Genomic DNA, 16,866 nt, shown 5'->3' on the forward strand with positions numbered 1-16,866 from the left:
AGGCTAAGCCATCCGGTGTGCCGGCCGGTCCTCCGCGATGGCGGCGGCGAAGAGCGAACGGCTGGACGCAAACCACTCCGCATCGCGCAGTGGTCGCTCGGCATGACCCGCTGCCACCATGCGCACGAAGGCCGGATCGCCTTGCGCTGCAAGCTCCTCCACCGTGCGGGAATGGTCCAGCATGCATCGCAGGACGGCGTCCGGCACCTGCGCACGCAGCCCGGCGTCGGCGGCATACCCGTCGAGGACGGCAGCGAACTTGTGCAGGCGGCCCGCCATCGTCACCACACCCATCTCCCTGCGAACGGCCGACTGGTCGTGCCAGAGCGGCGTCCACGACCACAGCACGTAGGCGAGATCCTCGACCGGCCACCCCGGCGAGGCGAAGTCGAAGTCGATGACGGCGAACGACCCGTCCGGGCGCAGCACGGTGTTGTAGGTGCCGACGTCATGGTGGGCGATCACCTCGCCGGGTCCCAGTGGTCGGCCCGGCACCACGCGCCAGGGCTGCGCGGGGTCGGGTTCGAAGCCGGCCTGGGCGTCGTGGAACGCCCGCAACCAGGCGCCGATGGCACGGCACGCCTCGACCGTCCGGAACTGCGGCGCGAGCTGGTCCGGGCCCAGCGTGCCCGCAACACCCTCGACGTATGACGCGACCTCGCGTCCCAGCGCATCGGTGCCCAACGCGCGGGGTGCGGCGTCGAAACCTGCGGCCGCGAGGTGGTCCAGCAGCGCGTGCACGGCGGGAGTCCAGTGGCCAGCCTGCCGCCGGACCGTGTCGCCGACGCGGACGACGTGGCCGGTGTTGCCGCCGCTCAGCGCCTCCTCGCGCACGTCGGCGTTCACCGGCGCCTCCTCCGTGCCAGTTTCGCGACGACGTACGCCAGGGCCACGAGACCGGCACAGGCTCCGAGGCCCGAGATGAGCTCGCCACGGTTGGCCTCGACGACGCGGGTGTCGTCGTCGCCGGTGGATGAGCCGGATGGCCTGGACGGGCTGGGCGAGCCCACCTGCACGACGCTCACGCGCTGGATCAGCGAGTGCAGGCCCTCACTGCCTGCGAGGAGGTGCTTGCCGCCGGGCGCCATCGACAGCGTCTCGCCCTGGGGCTGCATGGGAAGCACCTGGTTGGACTTCGCCTGCCAGGTCGCCGGGTCGAGCACGGCCAGTGCGGTGTAGGTCCGGACCGCCAGCCCGGAGCCGTCGGGCAGGAACACCGCGTCGGTCACGATGTCGGGCGCGGTCGCGACCTTGGTGAGCCGGTTCACGCCCTGGCGGCTGGGCGTGGCGGGGAGGGCGTAGATCCCACCCGGCCGCTCCTTGGTCACGACGAGAACCCCACCCGACCTGGGGTCGACCGCGATCGCCTCCGCGTTGTGAGAGCCGTCGGGATAGGTGAGCTCCCACGACGCCCACGGCCCGGAGGTCGTGCCCAGCTCGGGCTCGTCGAACCAGAACACCCGCACCATCGGCCGGGCGCCGTCGTTGTCGCCGATGTCCGCCACCAGCATCCGGCCCTGGGGCGTGATCGCCAGGGCTTCGACGTCGCGCACCGGCGCGTCGAAGGTGTGCACCCCGACCGTCCTGCCGGTCGCGGTGTCCACTGCGAAGACCCGGGACGTGTCACCCGAGTCGTTGACCGTCCAGACGGTGTGCGGGTGCCTCCGGCTGAGCGCCAGGCCCGACGACTCGGTAATCCGGTCGTCGTCGATCCGGATGGCCGGGCCCTGAGACCCGGAGGTCCCGGTTGGTCGCGCCGGATCGAGCAGGGCGGTCGCGGCACCGTGCCGGGCGGCTGGAGCGGCAAGGGCCGCCCCCGGGACACCGATCACCGCTGCGGCCAGTAGCGCGGCCGTGAGGGCGAACCCCCTAGGCAAGAAGCGCGTCGACGAAGGCCTCGGGGTCGAACGGCGCGAGGTCGTCCGGCCCCTCCCCCAGCCCCACGAGCTTGACGGGTACACCGAGCTTGCGCTGCACCGAGACCACGATGCCGCCCTTGGCGGTGCCGTCCAGTTTGGTCAGCACGATCCCGGTGACATCGACGACCTGGGCGAACACCTCGGCCTGGCGCAGGCCGTTCTGTCCGGTGGTGGCGTCGAGCACGAGCAGCACCTCGTCGATCGGGCTCTGCTTCTCGATGACTCGCTTGACCTTGGCCAGCTCGTCCATCAGGCCGACCTTGTTGTGGAGCCGTCCGGCCGTGTCGATGAGCACGACGTCGGCCTCCATCTCGGCCCCGGCCCTGACGGCGTCGAAGGCCACGGCCGCGGGGTCGGCACCGTCACGCTCGGAGCGGACGGTCGGCACCCCGACCCGGGCCCCCCACGTCTCGAGCTGGTCGGCGGCGGCGGCCCGGAAGGTGTCCGCAGCGCCGAGCACGACGTCCTTGTCCTCGGCGACGAGCACGCGGGCCAGCTTGCCGACCGTGGTCGTCTTGCCCGTGCCGTTGACACCGACGACCAGCACCACGGCAGGACGCCCGTCCACCCGCGAGCTGACGACGGTGCGGTCGAGCGACGGGTCGACCAGCCGCAGCAGGTCCTCGCGGAGCCAGCCGCGCACGGTGGCCTCGTCGGTGGTGCCCTCGACCTTGACCCGTGCACGGAGGGTCTCGACGAGCTCAGTGCTGGCCTCGACCCCGAGGTCGGACGCGATGAGGGTGTCCTCGACCTCCTCCCACGCAGCCTCGTCGAGCTTGCCGCGGGAGAGCAGCGTCAGCAGTCCGTGCCCGAGGGCGGTGTTCGAGCGGGCCAGTCGGGCGCGGAGCCGCTGGAGCCGTCCGGCGGGCGCGTCCGGGCGGTCGAGCGTCGGCGTCGGCTCTGGTGAGGGCAGGGACTCCTGGGGCGGCGACGGCAGGGTGTCGACCGAGCCGGCGTCCTCGATGGAGCGCTTCGGGGCGTCCCGTGGCGGTTCGGCGTCGTCACCGACACCGGGCAGCACATCGGTGGGCCCCTTGGTGCCGCCCCTCGGGGCGGGTGCCGACTTTCCCCGGCCCCCGCGTCCGCGCACGAGCCCCAGCAACACCGCGCCCAGGACGACGAGGAGCCCGACGGCGACGGCAATCCATTCCCACAGCTGATCGATCACGCGCGCCATCCTCTCATCCGGAGGAGCGCGCGCCGACCGCACGCCGACCGCAGACCCACGGTCGGCACCGCCGCGGCTGGACGCGCCGGTGCCCCGCCGACGAGGTCGACGGGGCACCGGGATGACGCAGCTGCTGCTACTGGGGCACGGGGATGCTCCAGATGCCGCGGCCATGGGTGGCGGCGTACACGTTGCCGTCAGGACCTGACTCCAGGTCCATCACCACGGTGCTCGGCAGCCCTGAACCCAGCACCTGCCAGGAGGTCGCCCCTGGTGCTCGGTAGAAGGCGCCCAGGTCGGTGCCCACCACCAGCGCGCCGTTGGACAGCCGCTTGACCGTGCTCGAAGGGACGTCCGGCAGGTTGGCGCTCACGTCGGTCCAGGTGGCACCGCCGTCGGTCGTCTCGTAGACGTGACCCACGCCCGCACCCGGGCCTTCGGTGAACCGGCGCGAGAAGCCGTTGATCGCGGCATACGCGTGGTTGCCGTTGGCGGCATCGATGGCCAGGCCCTGGACGAACCGCAGCGGGAAGCTGGCGGCCAGCGTGAGCTGGTGCCAGGTGCCTCCCGCGTTGGTCGCGATGCCCCGCGCGAACCCGGCGTTGTTGCAGGGGCCGCACCACGACACGTAGGCCGTGCCGCCCTGCATCGCCACCGCGGTCGCCGAGTGCCCCGCTCCGAGGTCGAACGCCTTGGTCAGGTCGGCGGCGCTGCGCGTGGCCGTCCAGCCCTTGGTGCCGACGTAGACGTAGCGGCCGCCGAAGATGAAGTGGTCGGACGCTGCGCCGTCGAGCGCGATCGGGGCGATGAACCGCGGCGACGGGTCACCCGGGTCGAGTGACCACGAGCTCGCGTCGGCCTCGCTGAGCGCCCCTGGGTTGAGGGCGCAGTTGTTGGTGATCTTCACCGCGAGGTTGACGTACTCCTGCAGCTGGTTGCACCCGTTCGCCGGGTCTGCGGCACCGTCACCACCGTCACCGCCGAAGTTGGAGCCCATCTCGGTGTCGGCGTTGGTGCCGTTCGGGGCGACCTTGAACAGGTTCGACACCCCGTTGTCCTGCAGCCCGCCCGAGACCACGACACCGCTGCCGTTCTTGGTGTCACGCCCCACGGAGACCGAGTAGTACTGGAGGGCGTCCATCGTGCCGTCGGTGGTCGTCGACACCAGGTCGGTGGCGTTGCCGTTGGCGTTGACCGCGCCGTTGACCGGGCGCCGGTAGACGCCGCCGTCGTTGCCGAAGAAGACGACCGGGGCGCCGCCCGCGGTCCCCACCGTCACGGAGTGCTGGTCGGGGTGACCCGCCAGCGGACAGGTGTTCTTGCCGTCGGCGATGTTCCAGCACGGGAAGTAGAAGTTCCAGTACGGCGACACGGCCGACCAGTGCGAACCCGCGTCCTTGGTCTCGAAGACCTCTTCGAGGCCCGCCCACACGTGGTCACGGTTGGCCGGGTCGACGGTGAGGAACTGGTTGTACCAGGCCTGCACACCGACGCCGTAGCCCTTGCGGTCCAGGGCGGAGCCGCTGTTGTGCAGCTGTGCCTGGTCGCCGATCTTGTTCCATGGTCCGTTGGGTGAGCCACTCTTGGAGACGAAAATGCCTGCGAGAGAAGACGATGCGTTGATCTTGCTCGGCTGCTGGACCATCGCGTAGAGGCGGTCACCGGTCTTGCTGAACGCGAACGTCGTGTAGCCCACGTCGCTCGTGTTCGTGATGCTGCCGAGGGTCACCGACAGCTTGTGCCAGCCCGACGGACCGGTCGTGAAGTCGTTGGTCTCGTAGAAGCCGTTGTAGGTGTCACCCGAGCGCCAGCCGATGGCTGCGATCACGTGCTTGGGGTTCTTGGGGTCGACCGCGATGTCGTTGACGATGTTCTTGTATGCCGCGTTCGTGGGTCCCGAGGCAGTGTTGCCTCCCCAGTCGCTGCCTGCCGGCACGAGCACGTTGCCCGCGTTGTCCTTGATCTCGGGCATCCAGCTCATGTTGGGGGCGAACCCGAAGGTCCAGGCGCCGGCCTTGGTGCCCGCAGCGTGGTACCAGATCCCCCTGTTGGTCGCGGCGAAGACGGTCGCGCCGCCGCCCCAGCGGATCCGGCCGATCGTGGTCGACTCGAGCTCCTTGCCACCGACCCGGTCGGTCGGGGCGAAGGAACCGGACGTCGGGTTGGCGAGGCGGAAGACCCCGGCGCCGACGTAGGAGGTGGCCCCGGTGTTGGACTCCCCGGTCGCGAACCAGAGGGAGCCGTCACCCGCGAGCTGCAGGTCGCCCGAGCTCAGCGAGGGCAGCGAGTCGGCGATGGGCGTCCAGCCGCCCCCACCCTGGGAGGATCGCCAGACCCCGCCGTCTGCGCCGGCGGCATACACGTGGTTGGCAGCGTCAGCCGCGAGTCCGGTGATGCGACCGGTGACGTGGCCCGCGCCGCCGGAGGAGTTGGAGTACCAGTCCCGGTAGCGCGGGTCGTCGGCGTTGTAGGGGACCTTGGTGACCTCGTTCCAGCTGCCGGGGCTGTGCTGCATGGCCTGCATCTGGGCGAAAGCCGAACCATAGGCGCCGGGCGCGACGATCCCCGAGGGAGCGGTGCGAGCCTGGTCGAACTGCTCGGCGATCGTGACGGCTTCCTTGGACTCGCTCTGCGCCTCGGCGGGGTTGCCGCCGGCGATCATGAGCGCCTTCTCCATCACGGCGGCGTTGTAGTGCCGGTCGCGCCATTGGTACTTCAGCCATGCTTCGTTGAGCTCGTGCCGGCCGAGGAAGCCGGCGGCTCCGCCGGCGACCAGTGCCAGTCCAGCGCCGCCGGCGATCAGCCTGCGGGCTCGGGGTGTGAACGATGCCATCCGCGCATCTCCTCCTGGAGGGATAGGACCCGATCGGGCCCGCCCCAGCATCCAGCCACAGCGCGGGAAGCACCCATGACATTTGTCATGGGTGGCGAGGGTCAGTTGCCCGCTGACCTGCGCAAACGCGGACGGCTAGCGGTGTCTTGGCACCGCCTCGCCAGCCAGGGAAAGGTATGCCGTGCGGGCCACGCCGGGCACGCGCGGACCGCCGGGGGCGGCCGGGACCGCCGGGACCGCCGGGGCCGGCCGGGTGCGTCAGGCGTCAGACGGCGCGGTGACGGCCAGCGTCGTCCAGGCTGTCGCTGGGGGCACTGCTGCTCACGGTGTCGCTGACCTTGTCCTTGGCGGACGTGATGGCGTCGCCGGTCTTCTCCAGCGTCGACTCGGTCTTCTCCTTGACCACGGCGATGAGCTCTTCGCCCTGCGGCGTCAGGAGCTCGCGGCCCTCGCGGCGTGCCGGGATTGCGACCACGGCGACCACCGCAACAGCGAGTCCGACGCAGAGCAGCATGCCGATGATGAGGGGGACCATGCTTCAAGGGTGCCCCGCGGGGCGGGAATGCTCAAATCGACCCGCCGCGCGCCCGAGCCCGTCGCTGTGAGGTCCGGCACGGCGGCATACCCGTTGAACTGCACGTTCGTGCCGCGCGGCCCATCAGGGCCGGCGCGCTCAGGCGCTCTGCGCCGCCACGTCGCGGATCCGCTGCGAAACCACAGTGGTCACACCGTCACCACGCATCGACACACCGTAGAGCGCGTCGGCGACCTCCATCGTGCGCTTCTGGTGGGTGATGACGATGAGCTGGCTGGAGTCGCGCAGCTCCTCGAACAGCGTGATCAGGCGGCCGAGGTTGGCGTCGTCGAGCGCCGCCTCCACCTCGTCCATGATGTAGAACGGGCTGGGCCGCGCCTTGAAGATCGACACCAGCAGCGCGACCGCGACCAGCGACCGCTCGCCGCCGGAGAGCAGCGAGAGCCGCTTGATCTTCTTGCCGGGTGGGCGCGCCTCGACCTCGATGCCGGTCGTGAGCATGTTGGCCGGGTCGGTGAGGGTCAGCTTGCCCTCACCGCCGGGGAACAGTCGGCTGAAGACGCCCTCGAACTGGGCGGCGGTGTCGTGGAAGGCCTCGGTGAACACGCGCTCCACCCGCTCGTCGACCTCGCGCACGATGTCGAGCAGGTCGCGCTTGGACTTCTTCAGGTCCTCGAGCTGCTCGGTGAGGAACTTGTGCCGCTCCTCCAGCGCCGCGAACTCCTCGAGCGCCAGCGGGTTCACGCGACCCAGCGCGTTGAGCGCTCGATCAGCCTTGCGCAGCCGCTTCTCCTGGGTCTCGCGGACGTAGGGCCCGGGCTCGGGGATCTCGTCGGGGTCGCTCTCGCAGGTCGTCCTGCAGGACGGAGACGTCGCGCCGCACGACGGTGAGCGCCTGGTCTCGCTCGGTGCGCTCCTGCTCGGCGACGGCGCGCCGGAGGGCCGCGGTGTCGAGGGCGCCGGCGATCAGGGTGCTCGCGTACGCCGCGCCGCGTCGGACGGCCTCGGCCACCGTCGCCTCGCGCTTGCGGCGTTCCTGGCGCGCGGCCAGTCGCTGGCGGGCGGCCAGCTCGTTGCGCGCCGCCCCCTCGAGGGAGTCGGCGCGGCCCTTGAGGGCCCGGGCCCGCTCCTCCTTGGTGCGCAGCGTCAGCCGCAGCTCGGTCTCGGCCGTTCGTCCACGGCTGGCTTCGAGCTCGAGGCGATCACGCTCGTCGGTGCTGGGGTCCTGCGACTCGGTCGGCTCGGCGCTCGCCTCGTCGAGGCGCTCGGTCAGCTCGGCAAGCTCGCGGCGGTCGTTCTCGAGCCCCGCCGTCGCGTCGGCGATGGAGCGCTCGGTGCGCTCGGCCTCGGCCTTGGCCGACCGAACGGTGGCGCCGAGGTGGCCGAGCCGCTCAGCCACCGCGGCCATCTTCGCGTCCGAGTCGTGCAGCCGCTCGAGGGCCGCCTCGACGTCGTCGGTGGCGACGCGGTGCCGCTCCTGGGCGGAGGTCAGGGCGAACCGCGCCTGCTCCCCGCGCCTGGTGGCATCGGCCACGCGGTCGCGCGTCTCGTCGACGGCCGACTGGATCTCGATGAGGCTGGGCGCGTGGCTGCTGCCGCCACGGACGAAACCGGGGGCGAACACGTCCCCATCGGTCGTGACGGCGGTGATTCCCTCGCCCTGGGCGACCAGGGCGGCTGCCAGGGCGGGGTCGGACACGAGGGCGACCCGGTCGAGGAGCTGCTCCACCGCCGGGCGCACCGTCGCGGGGGCCTCCACCACCTCACGGGCCCAGACCGCCGAACCCTCGAGTCGTGGCCAGCTGGCCGGGTCGCTCGACGAGGCAGTCTGTCCGACGAGGAAGGCAGCCCGACCGGCGTCGTCGGCACGCAACGTGGTCAACGCGCGAGCGGCGTGCTCGACGGACTCCACGGCGAGGGCGTCACCGGCCCAGCCGAGGGCTGCGGCGACCGCGGCCTCGTGACCGCCCTTGACCTGGAGAAGCGACGCGACCGACCCGACGATGCCGTGCCGGGAGTCCGCGGCGGCGAGGAGAGTGGCGGCTCCGTCCTTGCGGGACAGGCTGAGCTCGAGGGCTTCGAGCCGGGCTGTGCCGCTGGTTCGGTCGCGTTCGGCGAGACGCTCGGCCTCGCGGTGCTGCTCGACCTCGGCCTCGACCTGCTCGAGGACGGCGGCGGCCTTCTCGTAGGCCGAGTCCAGCCCTTCCTCACCCTCCTCGTCGACGGCGACGGAAGCCTCGAGGGTGTTGAACTCCTGTTCGGCGGCTGCGGCTCGTTGCAGGGACTGCTCGATGACGCCGCGCAGGCGACCGATCTCCGCCTCGCCGGCTTCGAGACGGCTCCTGCGGGCACCGACCTGACCGGCGAGCTTGGCCAGCCCTTCGCGGCGGTCAGCGGCCGCTCGGGCGAGGCGCTGGAGGCGTTGCTGCTCCGCGGCATACGCCTGCTCGGCGGCCTCGCGGGCGGCGACGGCCCCCTCGAGCTCGGTCCTGGCCTCGCGCACCTCGGCGAGAAGGGCTTCCTCCTGCTTGCGCGCCTCCACGGCCTGGGCGCGCAGCTCCTCCGGGTCGCGACCTGAGGTCTGCTCGTCCTGGGTGTCCTGCGACAGCAGGCGGACGCGTTCGGCGGCGAGCGACTCGGTGGAGGTGAGCTTGTCGCGCAGCTGCTGCAGGCTGAACCAGCGCTCCTGGGCCCTGGCGAGCTCGGGAGCCGCGTCCTCGGCCTGCTGCTCGAGCGCGGCCAGGCGGCTCCGCAGCGTGGTCAGGCCCTCCTCCACCTCGGTGCGCTTGGCGATGAGAGCGGTCTCGTCAGCCACCTCCTGCTCCAGCGTGGAGGTGAGCTGGACGAGGTCGTCCGCGAGCAGCCGCAGGCGGGCGTCGCGGGCGTCGGCCTGGATGACGGCAGCCTTGCGGGCGGCTTCGGCCTGACGACCGAGGGGGCCGAGCTGGCGGCGGATCTCACCGGTCAGGTCGTTGACCCGGGTGAGGTTGGCCTCCATCGACTCGAGCTTGCGGAGCGCCTTCTCCTTGCGCTTGCGGTGCTTCAGGACGCCGGCGGCCTCCTCGATGAACCCGCGACGCTCCTCCGGGGTAGCGCGCAGCACGGCATCGAGCTGGCCCTGACCGACGATGACGTGCATCTCGCGGCCGATGCCGGAGTCGGAGAGCAGCTCCTGCACGTCGAGCAGGCGGCACGAGGTGCCGTTGATGGCGTACTCGGAGCCGCCGTTGCGGAACATCGTCCGCGCGATCGTGACCTCGGTGTAGTCGATCGGCAGTGCGCCGTCGGTGTTGTCGATGGTCAGGGCCACCTCGGCGCGACCCAGGGGCGCGCGTCCGGCGGTGCCGGCGAAGATGACGTCCTCCATCTTGCCGCCGCGCAGGCTCTTGGCGCCCTGCTCCCCCATCACCCAGGCGAGCGCGTCCACGACGTTCGACTTGCCGGAGCCGTTGGGCCCGACGATGCAGGTGATGCCGGGTTCGAGGCGCATCGTGGTCGCCGAGGCGAAGGACTTGAAGCCCTTCAGGGTCAGGCTCTTGACGTACACGAGCGGGTCGGCTCCTGGTTCGTGGCTGGCGGGGTCTGCCGGGGCTGGCTGTGCGTGGGCCACCTTACCTGCGGGATGGAGCCGCCCCCGGCACCTTCCGCCGTCCTGCGTTGCCTGTGCACCGTGAGACTGGAGTGACGCCAGAGGTATGCCGCGCCGCCCCGTCAGCCCGGTCCCTCGCCGTGGGACCCACCCCACCTTCCCCGACTTGTTGCCGGCAGATCGTCACGAGACGGCAATCCGGCGCGTCCGTGACCACCAGGTCGCAACAAGTCCCAGCGGCCCCGGACTTGTTGCCGGCAGATCGTCACGAGACGCCATTCCGGCGCATCCGTGACCACCAGGTGGCAACACGTCCCAGCGCCCCCGGACTTGTTGCCGGCAGATCGTCACGAGACGCCATTCCGGCGCATCCGTGACCACCGGGTCGCAACAAGTCGCGTGGCAACACGTCGCGGGCGGAGCGCTCCGAAGTCAGGAGCCGGCGATGGCCTCGTGGTGGTGGATGACCTCGGCGATCACGAAGTTGAGGAACTTCTCGGCGAACGTCGGGTCGAGCCCGGCCTGGTCGGCGAGGTCGCGCAACCGCGCGATCTGGGCCTCTTCGCGCGCGGGGTCAGCGGGCGGCATACCCTCACGCGCCTTGAGCTCGCCGACCTCCTGGGTGCACTTGAACCGCTCGGCCAGCAGGTGGATCAGGGCGGCGTCGATGTTGTCGATGCTGGCGCGAAGGCGCACGAGATCCTCGGGCGTCGAACGGGAAGTACGGGACCCAGGTCCTGGTGCGGAACCGGGTGTCTGTGCGGGCGAACTCACCCGGCAATCGTAGGCATGCCCGCCGCCACGACGTCGGGCTGTCTCAGATCCTCACGAAGCTGGTCGTTGTCACGTTGCAGCCGTTCGACGAGGAACTCGAGGTCGCGGACGCGGCGGCGCAGTTCGACGGTCTCGAGCATCAGTCGCGGGTCGGACGCCACGCGATAGCCCACCAGGGCCTTGGCCATGTCGACTCCTTCTCCGCAGACGTCGGGGGTCGCGTGCTGCGGGTGCCCGAACCGGGCATCTCTCAGGGTGGCATCCGGATTCCGCAGGGTCAATGCCGCTTCGGTCAGCTCACGTCCATTCTCGTGGTGTCGCGTGCGGCAGGACCGCCCGCGGACTCACTTCTCGACGAAGCCCGCTAGCCCGTCGCGCGGCGCCCCCCAGGTCGTCACGCAGGTGTGCACCTCGCCGGGGCGCAGGTGCTGCGACGGTCGCTCTTCGATGAGCTCCACGAGCTCGCGGATGCGCTCCTCGTCACCCTGGGCGACCACCTCGACCCGGCCGTCGCCGGCGTTGCGGGCATGGCCGACCAGACCCAGCTCGAGGGCCCGCGCGCGGGTCCACCAGCGGAAACCGACGCCCTGCACCCGACCGTGAACCCAGATGACCGCCCGGGCGGGACCGTTGTGATCCATGTGCACCACCTCTCGGTTCAGTTGTACAACCGCAGGACCTGTCCTGTCAGCCGCGCCTCAGTCGGGGACGCGGCTGGCAGCGCGGGCAGGAGAACGACGACCGGTTCATGAAGGCCTCGCGCCGGATCAGCGTGCCGCACCGGTCGCAGGGCCGCCCCTCCTGGCCGTAGGCGTGCAGCGACCGGTCGAAGTAGCCGGACGCGCCGTTCACGTTGACGTACAACGCATCGAAGCTCGTGCCGCCCTCCCCCAGCGCGGCCAGCATCACGTCGTGGGCGTGGCCGAGCACCCGCGAAAGGGTCGGCTTGGTCAGCGACGAACACAGCCGCTCACCGTGCACCTGCGCCCGCCAGAGCGCCTCGTCGGCGTAGATGTTGCCGATCCCGGCGACGAGGGTCTGGTCGAGCAGGGCGCGCTTCACCGCGGAGTCGCGGGACTTCATCCGCCGCACGACCGCGACCTGGTCGTAGGCCGCCTCGAACGGGTCGGGCGCGATGTGGGCGATGGTCTCGGGGACGAGGTCGTCCGTGAGCTCGGCCAGCGCCATCCCGCCGAAGGTGCGCTGGTCGACGAACCGCAGCTCGGGGTCACCCTCGGCGAAAGTGAATCGCGCGTGCAGGTGCTTCTCCTCCGGGGCGTCCGACGCCTCGACGAGCAGCTGCCCGCTCATGCCGAGGTGCGCGATGAGGCCCTGCCGGTGGCCGTCGGGGGCGCGCAGCACGAGCCACAGGTACTTGCCGCGTCGCCGCGCCTGCTCGACGTGGTTGCCGGTCAGCTGGTCGGCGAGGTCGAGCGGTCCCGGCAGGTGGCGCCGCGCCACCCGCTGCCCGCGGAACTCGGCAGCCGTGATCGTGCGCCCGACCACGTGGTCGGCGAGACCGCGGCGGACCACCTCGACCTCGGGCAGCTCAGGCATGGGGCAACTCAAGCATGCGGGGCCGACACCCCTGCGGGGTGGCCCTCACGGACATGGGTATGCCGGGTGCTCGCCTAGGAGGGCGAGCCCGCCACGGCGTCCTCGTCGGCCAGGACCACGGAGTCGGGCAGGTTGTCCGACGAACCGGCGGCCACACCTGCGGCGGCGCGCGCGCTCAGGGCACGCCAGGCCAGCTCGGCAGCGCGCTGCTCGGCTTCCTTCTTCGACCGACCGGTGCCGGTACCCAGCACCTCATCACCCACCACCGCCTGGGCGTGGAAGGTCTTCTCGTGGTCGGGGCCCTCTTCCTCGACGCGGTACTCCGGGACGCCCTGGGCTGTGGATGCGCCGAGTTCCTGGAGGCTGGTCTTCCAGTCCAGGCCGGCGCCGAGGGTGGCGCTGGCAGCCATGAGCGGGTCGAGCAGGTGGTGCACGAGGTTCGCCGCGGCCGCCATGCCGCAGGACAGGTAGACCGTCCCGATGACGGCTTCCATCGTGTCGGCGAGGATCGAGGCCTTGTCGCGTCCCCCGGTGCTCTCCTCGCCACGACCGAGCATCACGTGGTCACCCAGGCCGAGGGTGCGGGCCACATCAGCCAGGGCGCGCATGTTGACGACGGCAGCGCGCAGCTTCGCGAGCTGCCCCTCGGGCAGGTCGGGGTGCGTGGCATACAAGGTGTCGGTGACCACGAGCCCGAGAACCGAGTCGCCGAGGAACTCGAGGCGCTCGTTGTTGGGCAGGCCACCGTTCTCGTAGGCGTACGAGCGGTGCGTGAGGGCACGCAGGAGCAGCGACTCGTCGACGGGGCCCCCCACCACCTCCGTGAGGTGCTGGACGAAGCCGTCGACGGGCCGCTGCATCGCGCTGTCCCCCGGGAGGGACGGAGTGGGACTCACGCGCGGTTCAGACTGACTCAGCCCTGGTGCTCGGTGCGCTCGGCCGGCGTGTAGTGACGACCCTTGTAGGTGCCACAGGACGGGCAGGCGATGTGCGGCTGCATGGCAGCCTTGCACTGCGGGCACGTGGTGAGCGTGGTCGCCGTCGCCTTCCAGTTCGCACGACGCGAACGGGTGTTGGAGCGCGACGTCTTCCGCTTCGGGACAGCCACGTCAGTTCCTCTTCTCTTCGGTGTTGCTGTGGGTTTCGACCTGGGCGCTGCCCAGGAGGTCGGTGCTCTCGGGGGACAGCGCGCTCAGCGCGGCCCACCGGGGGTCGAACACATCGTGGTGGTGGTCCGGGTCGTCCGCCAGGCGCGCTCCACACTCGGAGCACAGTCCCGGACAGTCGGCACGGCACACGGGCTGGAACGGCAGTGCAGGCACCACCGTGTCCAGGAGCACGGGTTCGAGGTCGAACAGGTCGCCCTCGAGGGTGTGCTCCTCGGTCTCGTCGTCGTCCGCTCCCACCTCACGGTGGTGGGCCGCGCGATCGGCGTAGGCGAACAGCTCCTGGAAGTTCCCCTCAACCTCGTGGCTGACGGGGTCCAGGCACCGCACGCAGGCGCCGGTCGCCGTGGCGCGGGCCGAGCCGGTGACCAGCACGCCCTCGACGACGGACTCGAGCCGGAGTTCCAGCTCGATCGTGGACCCCTGCGGGACCGCGATGACGTCCGTGCCGAAGTCGGCAGGTGCCTCGATCGTGCGCTGCAGGCGTTCCATCGAACCGGGTCGCCGACCGAGGTCCGTGGTGTCGAAGACCAGCGGCGATCGGGGATTCAGGTGTTCCATGGCTCCAGCAGACGTCGAGTGACTCGGACTTCGCCTCGGGCGAGGACAAGACCGACGCACGAGATTACCGGAGCACGGCCCAGTCCCCCAAATGCGCGGGTATGCCGGGTGGCTGCCGACCCTCGAACCGCCGCCCTCACCGGACCGCACCAAGGGGCTCCGCACGCTCCAGCGCCGCCCCAAGGACAGGTGCCAGCGTGCGCACGTAGGTCGCCGTGAGGTGGTCGCCGGCCCGGTGGATGGCGACGTTGCCGATGGCGACGGGGCAGCGTTCCACCGGGCAGATCCATTCCGTGAGGTCGACCAGCGGGGTGGCGGAGGCGGTGCTGGCCTCGCGCTGGGCGGGCAACCCGCTCCCCGCCACGGCGCGGTCCCGGGCGAAGGCGCACCGGCTCAGCTCGTGCGGGTGGCGGGCCGTGCAGACGTCCAGGTCGTTGGGCGACACCGGGCTGTCCCCCAGCACGACGACGGGGATCCCGGCGCCACGCAGCGCCGACCAGCGGTCTGCCAGCCCGGCCACCAGCGCAGTACTCGTGGCGTGGGCGCCGTCCCAGGCCGTCGCGGCATACCCGGACGTGAGGACCAGGTCGGGAGGGTCGGCCCGGAGCCGGTCCACGACACGGCGGTTCCACTCGTCGCACGCCGGATAGGGCCTGCCTTCGTTCTGGGCACGGCCGGCGGCAAAGGCGCAGGCCGACTTGCCGTAGGTCACGATCCTCCAGCCGCGGTCCGGAGCCAGCCGTTCGAGGGCCGGCAACCACTGCATCGCCTTGGAGTCCCCGACCAGGGCCACCGTGGTCGCTCCCCCCGACACCCCGAACTCGCAGGTCACCGGGTCCTCGACCAAACGGTCCACCTGGCACCGGTCGACGTCGGCCCTGGGACGGTCCTCGCCGGCGAGCTGCGGATCGGGGGTCAGCCACTCCCAGTCGTCGACGGCGTAGTTCGCGGGGTCGGTGCTGGGCGGCGAGGCGAGCGTGGCCGCGCCGAGGGTCTCGATGGCCGGTCGGGGGCCCGCGATCGGCGTGGTGCGGAACGGCGACGACGCCTGCGCGAGCGGGAGCGCGGCGAGGGCGCCCACCGCGGACAGCGCGAGTCCCAGGGCGAGCACGGGCCGGGTGCGGGCCGCCAGCGTCCGGCTGTGGTGGATCGGGCTCTCCAGGAACCGGTGACTCAGCCAGGCGGGCACGACGGCGAGGGCGACGGCCAGCGCCTGCTGCGTCGCGCCGAGCCCGTCGAACGCCCACTCGCTGAGGACGAGGACCGGCCAGTGCCAGAGGTAGAGCGAGTAGGACAACCCACCGATCCAGACCATCGGCGCGGTGCCGAGGACGCGGACCGGGCCGGCCGGCGTCCCCGTCCAGCCGGCGTAGAGGACCGCGGCGGCGCCCAGCGTCGGCACCAGGGTCCACCCGCCGGGCGTGACCGCGTCGGCCGGTAGCCAGCAGGCCGAGCCCAGGACCGCGGCGAGGCCCACCCAGCCGATGGCGGCGTCGAGCAGCCCCCTGCCCCGTGAGGACGCAGCGGCCGGGCCCTCTCCCGTATGCCGCGCCCGCTCGCCTCTGCCTGCACACCAGACCGCGAGCGCCGCACCGACCCCGAGCTCCCACGCCCGCGTGGTGGTGACGAAGTAGACCCGCGCCGGGTCGACGGCACCCAGCCACACGGCATACGCGAAGGAGGGCACGGCGATGGCGGCGAGCAGGACCCCCACCGCGCCCACGGTTGGGCGCCGACCCAGCCGGCGCAGCACGAGCGCGAGCGCGATCAGCGCGAGCGGCCAGATGACGTAGAACTGCTCCTCGACCGCGAGCGACCAGAAGTGCTGCACCGGTGAGGGGATGCTGTCCGAGGCGAGGTAGTCGACGGCCCGGTGCGAGAACACCCAGTTGACGACGTACAGGGCCGCACCAGCGACATCGGTGCCGATCTCGCGGCGGCGCAGGCCGGGAACCACCGCCAGGGCCACGAGCGCAGTGACGACGAGGACGAGGATCGCCGCGGGCAGCAGCCGACGGATCCGTCGACCCACGAAGCGGGCCCAGTCGATGGTGCCGGTGGCGACCAGCTCGCGGACCAGGAGGCTCGTGATGAGGAAGCCCGAGATGACGAAGAAGACGTCGACCCCGAGGAAGCCGTTCGCCAGCGGGACACCGGCGTGGTAGGCCATCACGAGCAGCACGGCGATGGCTCGCAGCCCCTCGATGTCGGGCCGAAAGCGTTCCGGCCGGGGGGATCTCGAGGTCAGGTCACTGCTCCCGCAGGCGCGCCAGGAGGGCGTCCCGGACGCGGTCGCTGACCAGCCCGGAGACGTCGCCGCCGTAGCGCGCGACCTCCTTGACCAGCGAGCTCGAGATGTGTTCGAGGCTCGGGTCACCGGGGAGGAAGACGGTCTCGACGCCGGTCAGGTGCCGGTTCATCAGGGCCATCGGCAGCTCGTAGGCGAAGTCGGTGCCGCCCCGCAGACCCTTCACGATCGCCGTCGCGTCCAGCTCGCGGCAGACGTCGACGAGCAGCCGGTCGGCGAACAGCTCCACGCGGACGTTTCCCAGGTCGCGGCAGCCGTCGAGGATGAGGTCGCGACGCTCCTCCGGGCTGAAGGTCCCGCGCTTGGCAGGGTTGTGCAGCACCGCGACGACGACCTCGTCGTAGAGCGCTGCGGCGCGCCGGATGACGTCGGCGTGGCCGAGCGTGACGGGGTCGTAGGAGCCGGGGCACACACACCGTCTCGTCGCTGGGCTGGTCACACCGGCACGCTAGCAGC

Annotated in this window: 16 protein-coding genes; all 16 read right to left on the bottom strand. The window is 71.4% G+C overall.

The window, feature by feature from the left end; genetic code table 11:
* Positions 1-3: 3 nt before the first annotated feature.
* On the bottom strand, positions 4-846 hold the full coding sequence (locus AC1DS4_RS08795; protein WP_477623352.1) for an aminoglycoside phosphotransferase family protein: 843 nt from the start codon (positions 844-846) through the stop codon (positions 4-6).
* Positions 843-1,877, bottom strand: coding sequence for a hypothetical protein (locus AC1DS4_RS08800; RefSeq protein WP_477623351.1), 1,035 nt, complete (start codon positions 1,875-1,877; stop codon positions 843-845). Before AC1DS4_RS08800 ends, AC1DS4_RS08795 begins: the two co-directional genes overlap by 4 nt.
* Positions 1,870-3,096, bottom strand: coding sequence for a signal recognition particle-docking protein FtsY (ftsY, locus tag AC1DS4_RS08805; RefSeq protein WP_477615488.1), 1,227 nt, complete (start codon positions 3,094-3,096; stop codon positions 1,870-1,872). The genes AC1DS4_RS08800 and ftsY overlap by 8 nt, the downstream gene beginning before the upstream one ends.
* 127 nt (positions 3,097-3,223) lie before the next feature.
* Positions 3,224-5,920, bottom strand: a complete 2,697-nt coding sequence (locus AC1DS4_RS08810; protein ID WP_477623350.1) for a WD40/YVTN/BNR-like repeat-containing protein — start codon at positions 5,918-5,920, stop codon at positions 3,224-3,226.
* 265 nt (positions 5,921-6,185) lie between these two features.
* Positions 6,186-6,455 (bottom strand): hypothetical protein, encoded by a 270-nt coding sequence (locus tag AC1DS4_RS08815; RefSeq protein ID WP_477615490.1) that lies wholly within the window; start codon positions 6,453-6,455, stop codon positions 6,186-6,188.
* Between the two features lie 138 nt (positions 6,456-6,593).
* Positions 6,594-7,199 (bottom strand): AAA family ATPase, encoded by a 606-nt coding sequence (locus AC1DS4_RS08820; RefSeq protein ID WP_477646022.1) that lies wholly within the window; start codon positions 7,197-7,199, stop codon positions 6,594-6,596.
* A 25-nt stretch (positions 7,200-7,224) separates the two neighbouring features.
* Positions 7,225-10,002: a chromosome segregation protein SMC gene (gene smc / locus AC1DS4_RS08825; RefSeq protein WP_477646023.1), complete on the bottom strand. Its 2,778-nt coding sequence runs from the start codon at positions 10,000-10,002 to the stop codon at positions 7,225-7,227.
* Between the two features lie 474 nt (positions 10,003-10,476).
* Positions 10,477-10,818 (bottom strand): chorismate mutase, encoded by a 342-nt coding sequence (locus AC1DS4_RS08830; RefSeq protein WP_477615492.1) that lies wholly within the window; start codon positions 10,816-10,818, stop codon positions 10,477-10,479.
* The gene (locus tag AC1DS4_RS08835) at positions 10,815-11,006 is read right to left on the bottom strand and encodes a hypothetical protein (RefSeq protein ID WP_179420502.1); all 192 of its coding nucleotides are present in this window, start codon (positions 11,004-11,006) and stop codon (positions 10,815-10,817) included. Before AC1DS4_RS08835 ends, AC1DS4_RS08830 begins: the two co-directional genes overlap by 4 nt.
* A 156-nt stretch (positions 11,007-11,162) precedes the next feature.
* On the bottom strand, positions 11,163-11,459 hold the full coding sequence (locus tag AC1DS4_RS08840; protein ID WP_477615493.1) for an acylphosphatase: 297 nt from the start codon (positions 11,457-11,459) through the stop codon (positions 11,163-11,165).
* 46 nt (positions 11,460-11,505) lie between these two features.
* Entirely contained in the window at positions 11,506-12,375 is an 870-nt protein-coding gene (gene mutM, locus AC1DS4_RS08845) for a bifunctional DNA-formamidopyrimidine glycosylase/DNA-(apurinic or apyrimidinic site) lyase (RefSeq protein WP_477632715.1), read from the bottom strand.
* 74 nt (positions 12,376-12,449) lie between these two features.
* Positions 12,450-13,235: a ribonuclease III gene (gene rnc / locus AC1DS4_RS08850; RefSeq protein WP_477615611.1), complete on the bottom strand. Its 786-nt coding sequence runs from the start codon at positions 13,233-13,235 to the stop codon at positions 12,450-12,452.
* 53 nt (positions 13,236-13,288) lie between these two features.
* Positions 13,289-13,483 carry a 50S ribosomal protein L32 gene (rpmF, locus tag AC1DS4_RS08855; RefSeq protein WP_056922518.1) on the bottom strand — a complete coding sequence of 65 codons (195 nt, stop codon included), beginning with the start codon at positions 13,481-13,483 and terminating at the stop codon, positions 13,289-13,291.
* A 1-nt stretch (position 13,484) separates the two neighbouring features.
* A complete protein-coding gene (locus AC1DS4_RS08860) occupies positions 13,485-14,102 on the bottom strand; it encodes a YceD family protein (protein WP_477615495.1) in 618 nt (205 codons plus the stop codon).
* A 136-nt stretch (positions 14,103-14,238) separates the two neighbouring features.
* Positions 14,239-16,350: an acyltransferase family protein gene (locus AC1DS4_RS08865; RefSeq protein WP_477632768.1), complete on the bottom strand. Its 2,112-nt coding sequence runs from the start codon at positions 16,348-16,350 to the stop codon at positions 14,239-14,241.
* A 1-nt stretch (position 16,351) separates the two neighbouring features.
* Positions 16,352-16,849 carry a pantetheine-phosphate adenylyltransferase gene (gene coaD, locus AC1DS4_RS08870; RefSeq protein WP_477615496.1) on the bottom strand — a complete coding sequence of 166 codons (498 nt, stop codon included), beginning with the start codon at positions 16,847-16,849 and terminating at the stop codon, positions 16,352-16,354.
* Between the last annotated feature and the right edge of the window lie 17 nt (positions 16,850-16,866).

It is taken from the genome of Pedococcus sp. P3_C7 (assembly GCF_056402615.1).

What these genes read in the sequence shown, in the direction of transcription:
- ftsY (WP_477615488.1), bottom strand. Translation starts at nt 3,096, where the DNA reads ATGGCGCGCGTGATCGATCAGCTGTGGGAATGGATTGCCGTCGCCGTC.
- AC1DS4_RS08810 (WP_477623350.1), bottom strand. Translation starts at nt 5,920, where the DNA reads ATGGCATCGTTCACACCCCGAGCCCGCAGGCTGATCGCCGGCGGCGCT.
- AC1DS4_RS08815 (WP_477615490.1), bottom strand. Translation starts at nt 6,455, where the DNA reads ATGGTCCCCCTCATCATCGGCATGCTGCTCTGCGTCGGACTCGCTGTT.
- AC1DS4_RS08835 (WP_179420502.1), bottom strand. Translation starts at nt 11,006, where the DNA reads ATGGCCAAGGCCCTGGTGGGCTATCGCGTGGCGTCCGACCCGCGACTG.
- AC1DS4_RS08840 (WP_477615493.1), bottom strand. Translation starts at nt 11,459, where the DNA reads ATGGATCACAACGGTCCCGCCCGGGCGGTCATCTGGGTTCACGGTCGG.
- mutM (WP_477632715.1), bottom strand. Translation starts at nt 12,375, where the DNA reads ATGCCTGAGCTGCCCGAGGTCGAGGTGGTCCGCCGCGGTCTCGCCGAC.
- rnc (WP_477615611.1), bottom strand. Translation starts at nt 13,235, where the DNA reads ATGCAGCGGCCCGTCGACGGCTTCGTCCAGCACCTCACGGAGGTGGTG.
- AC1DS4_RS08860 (WP_477615495.1), bottom strand. Translation starts at nt 14,102, where the DNA reads ATGGAACACCTGAATCCCCGATCGCCGCTGGTCTTCGACACCACGGAC.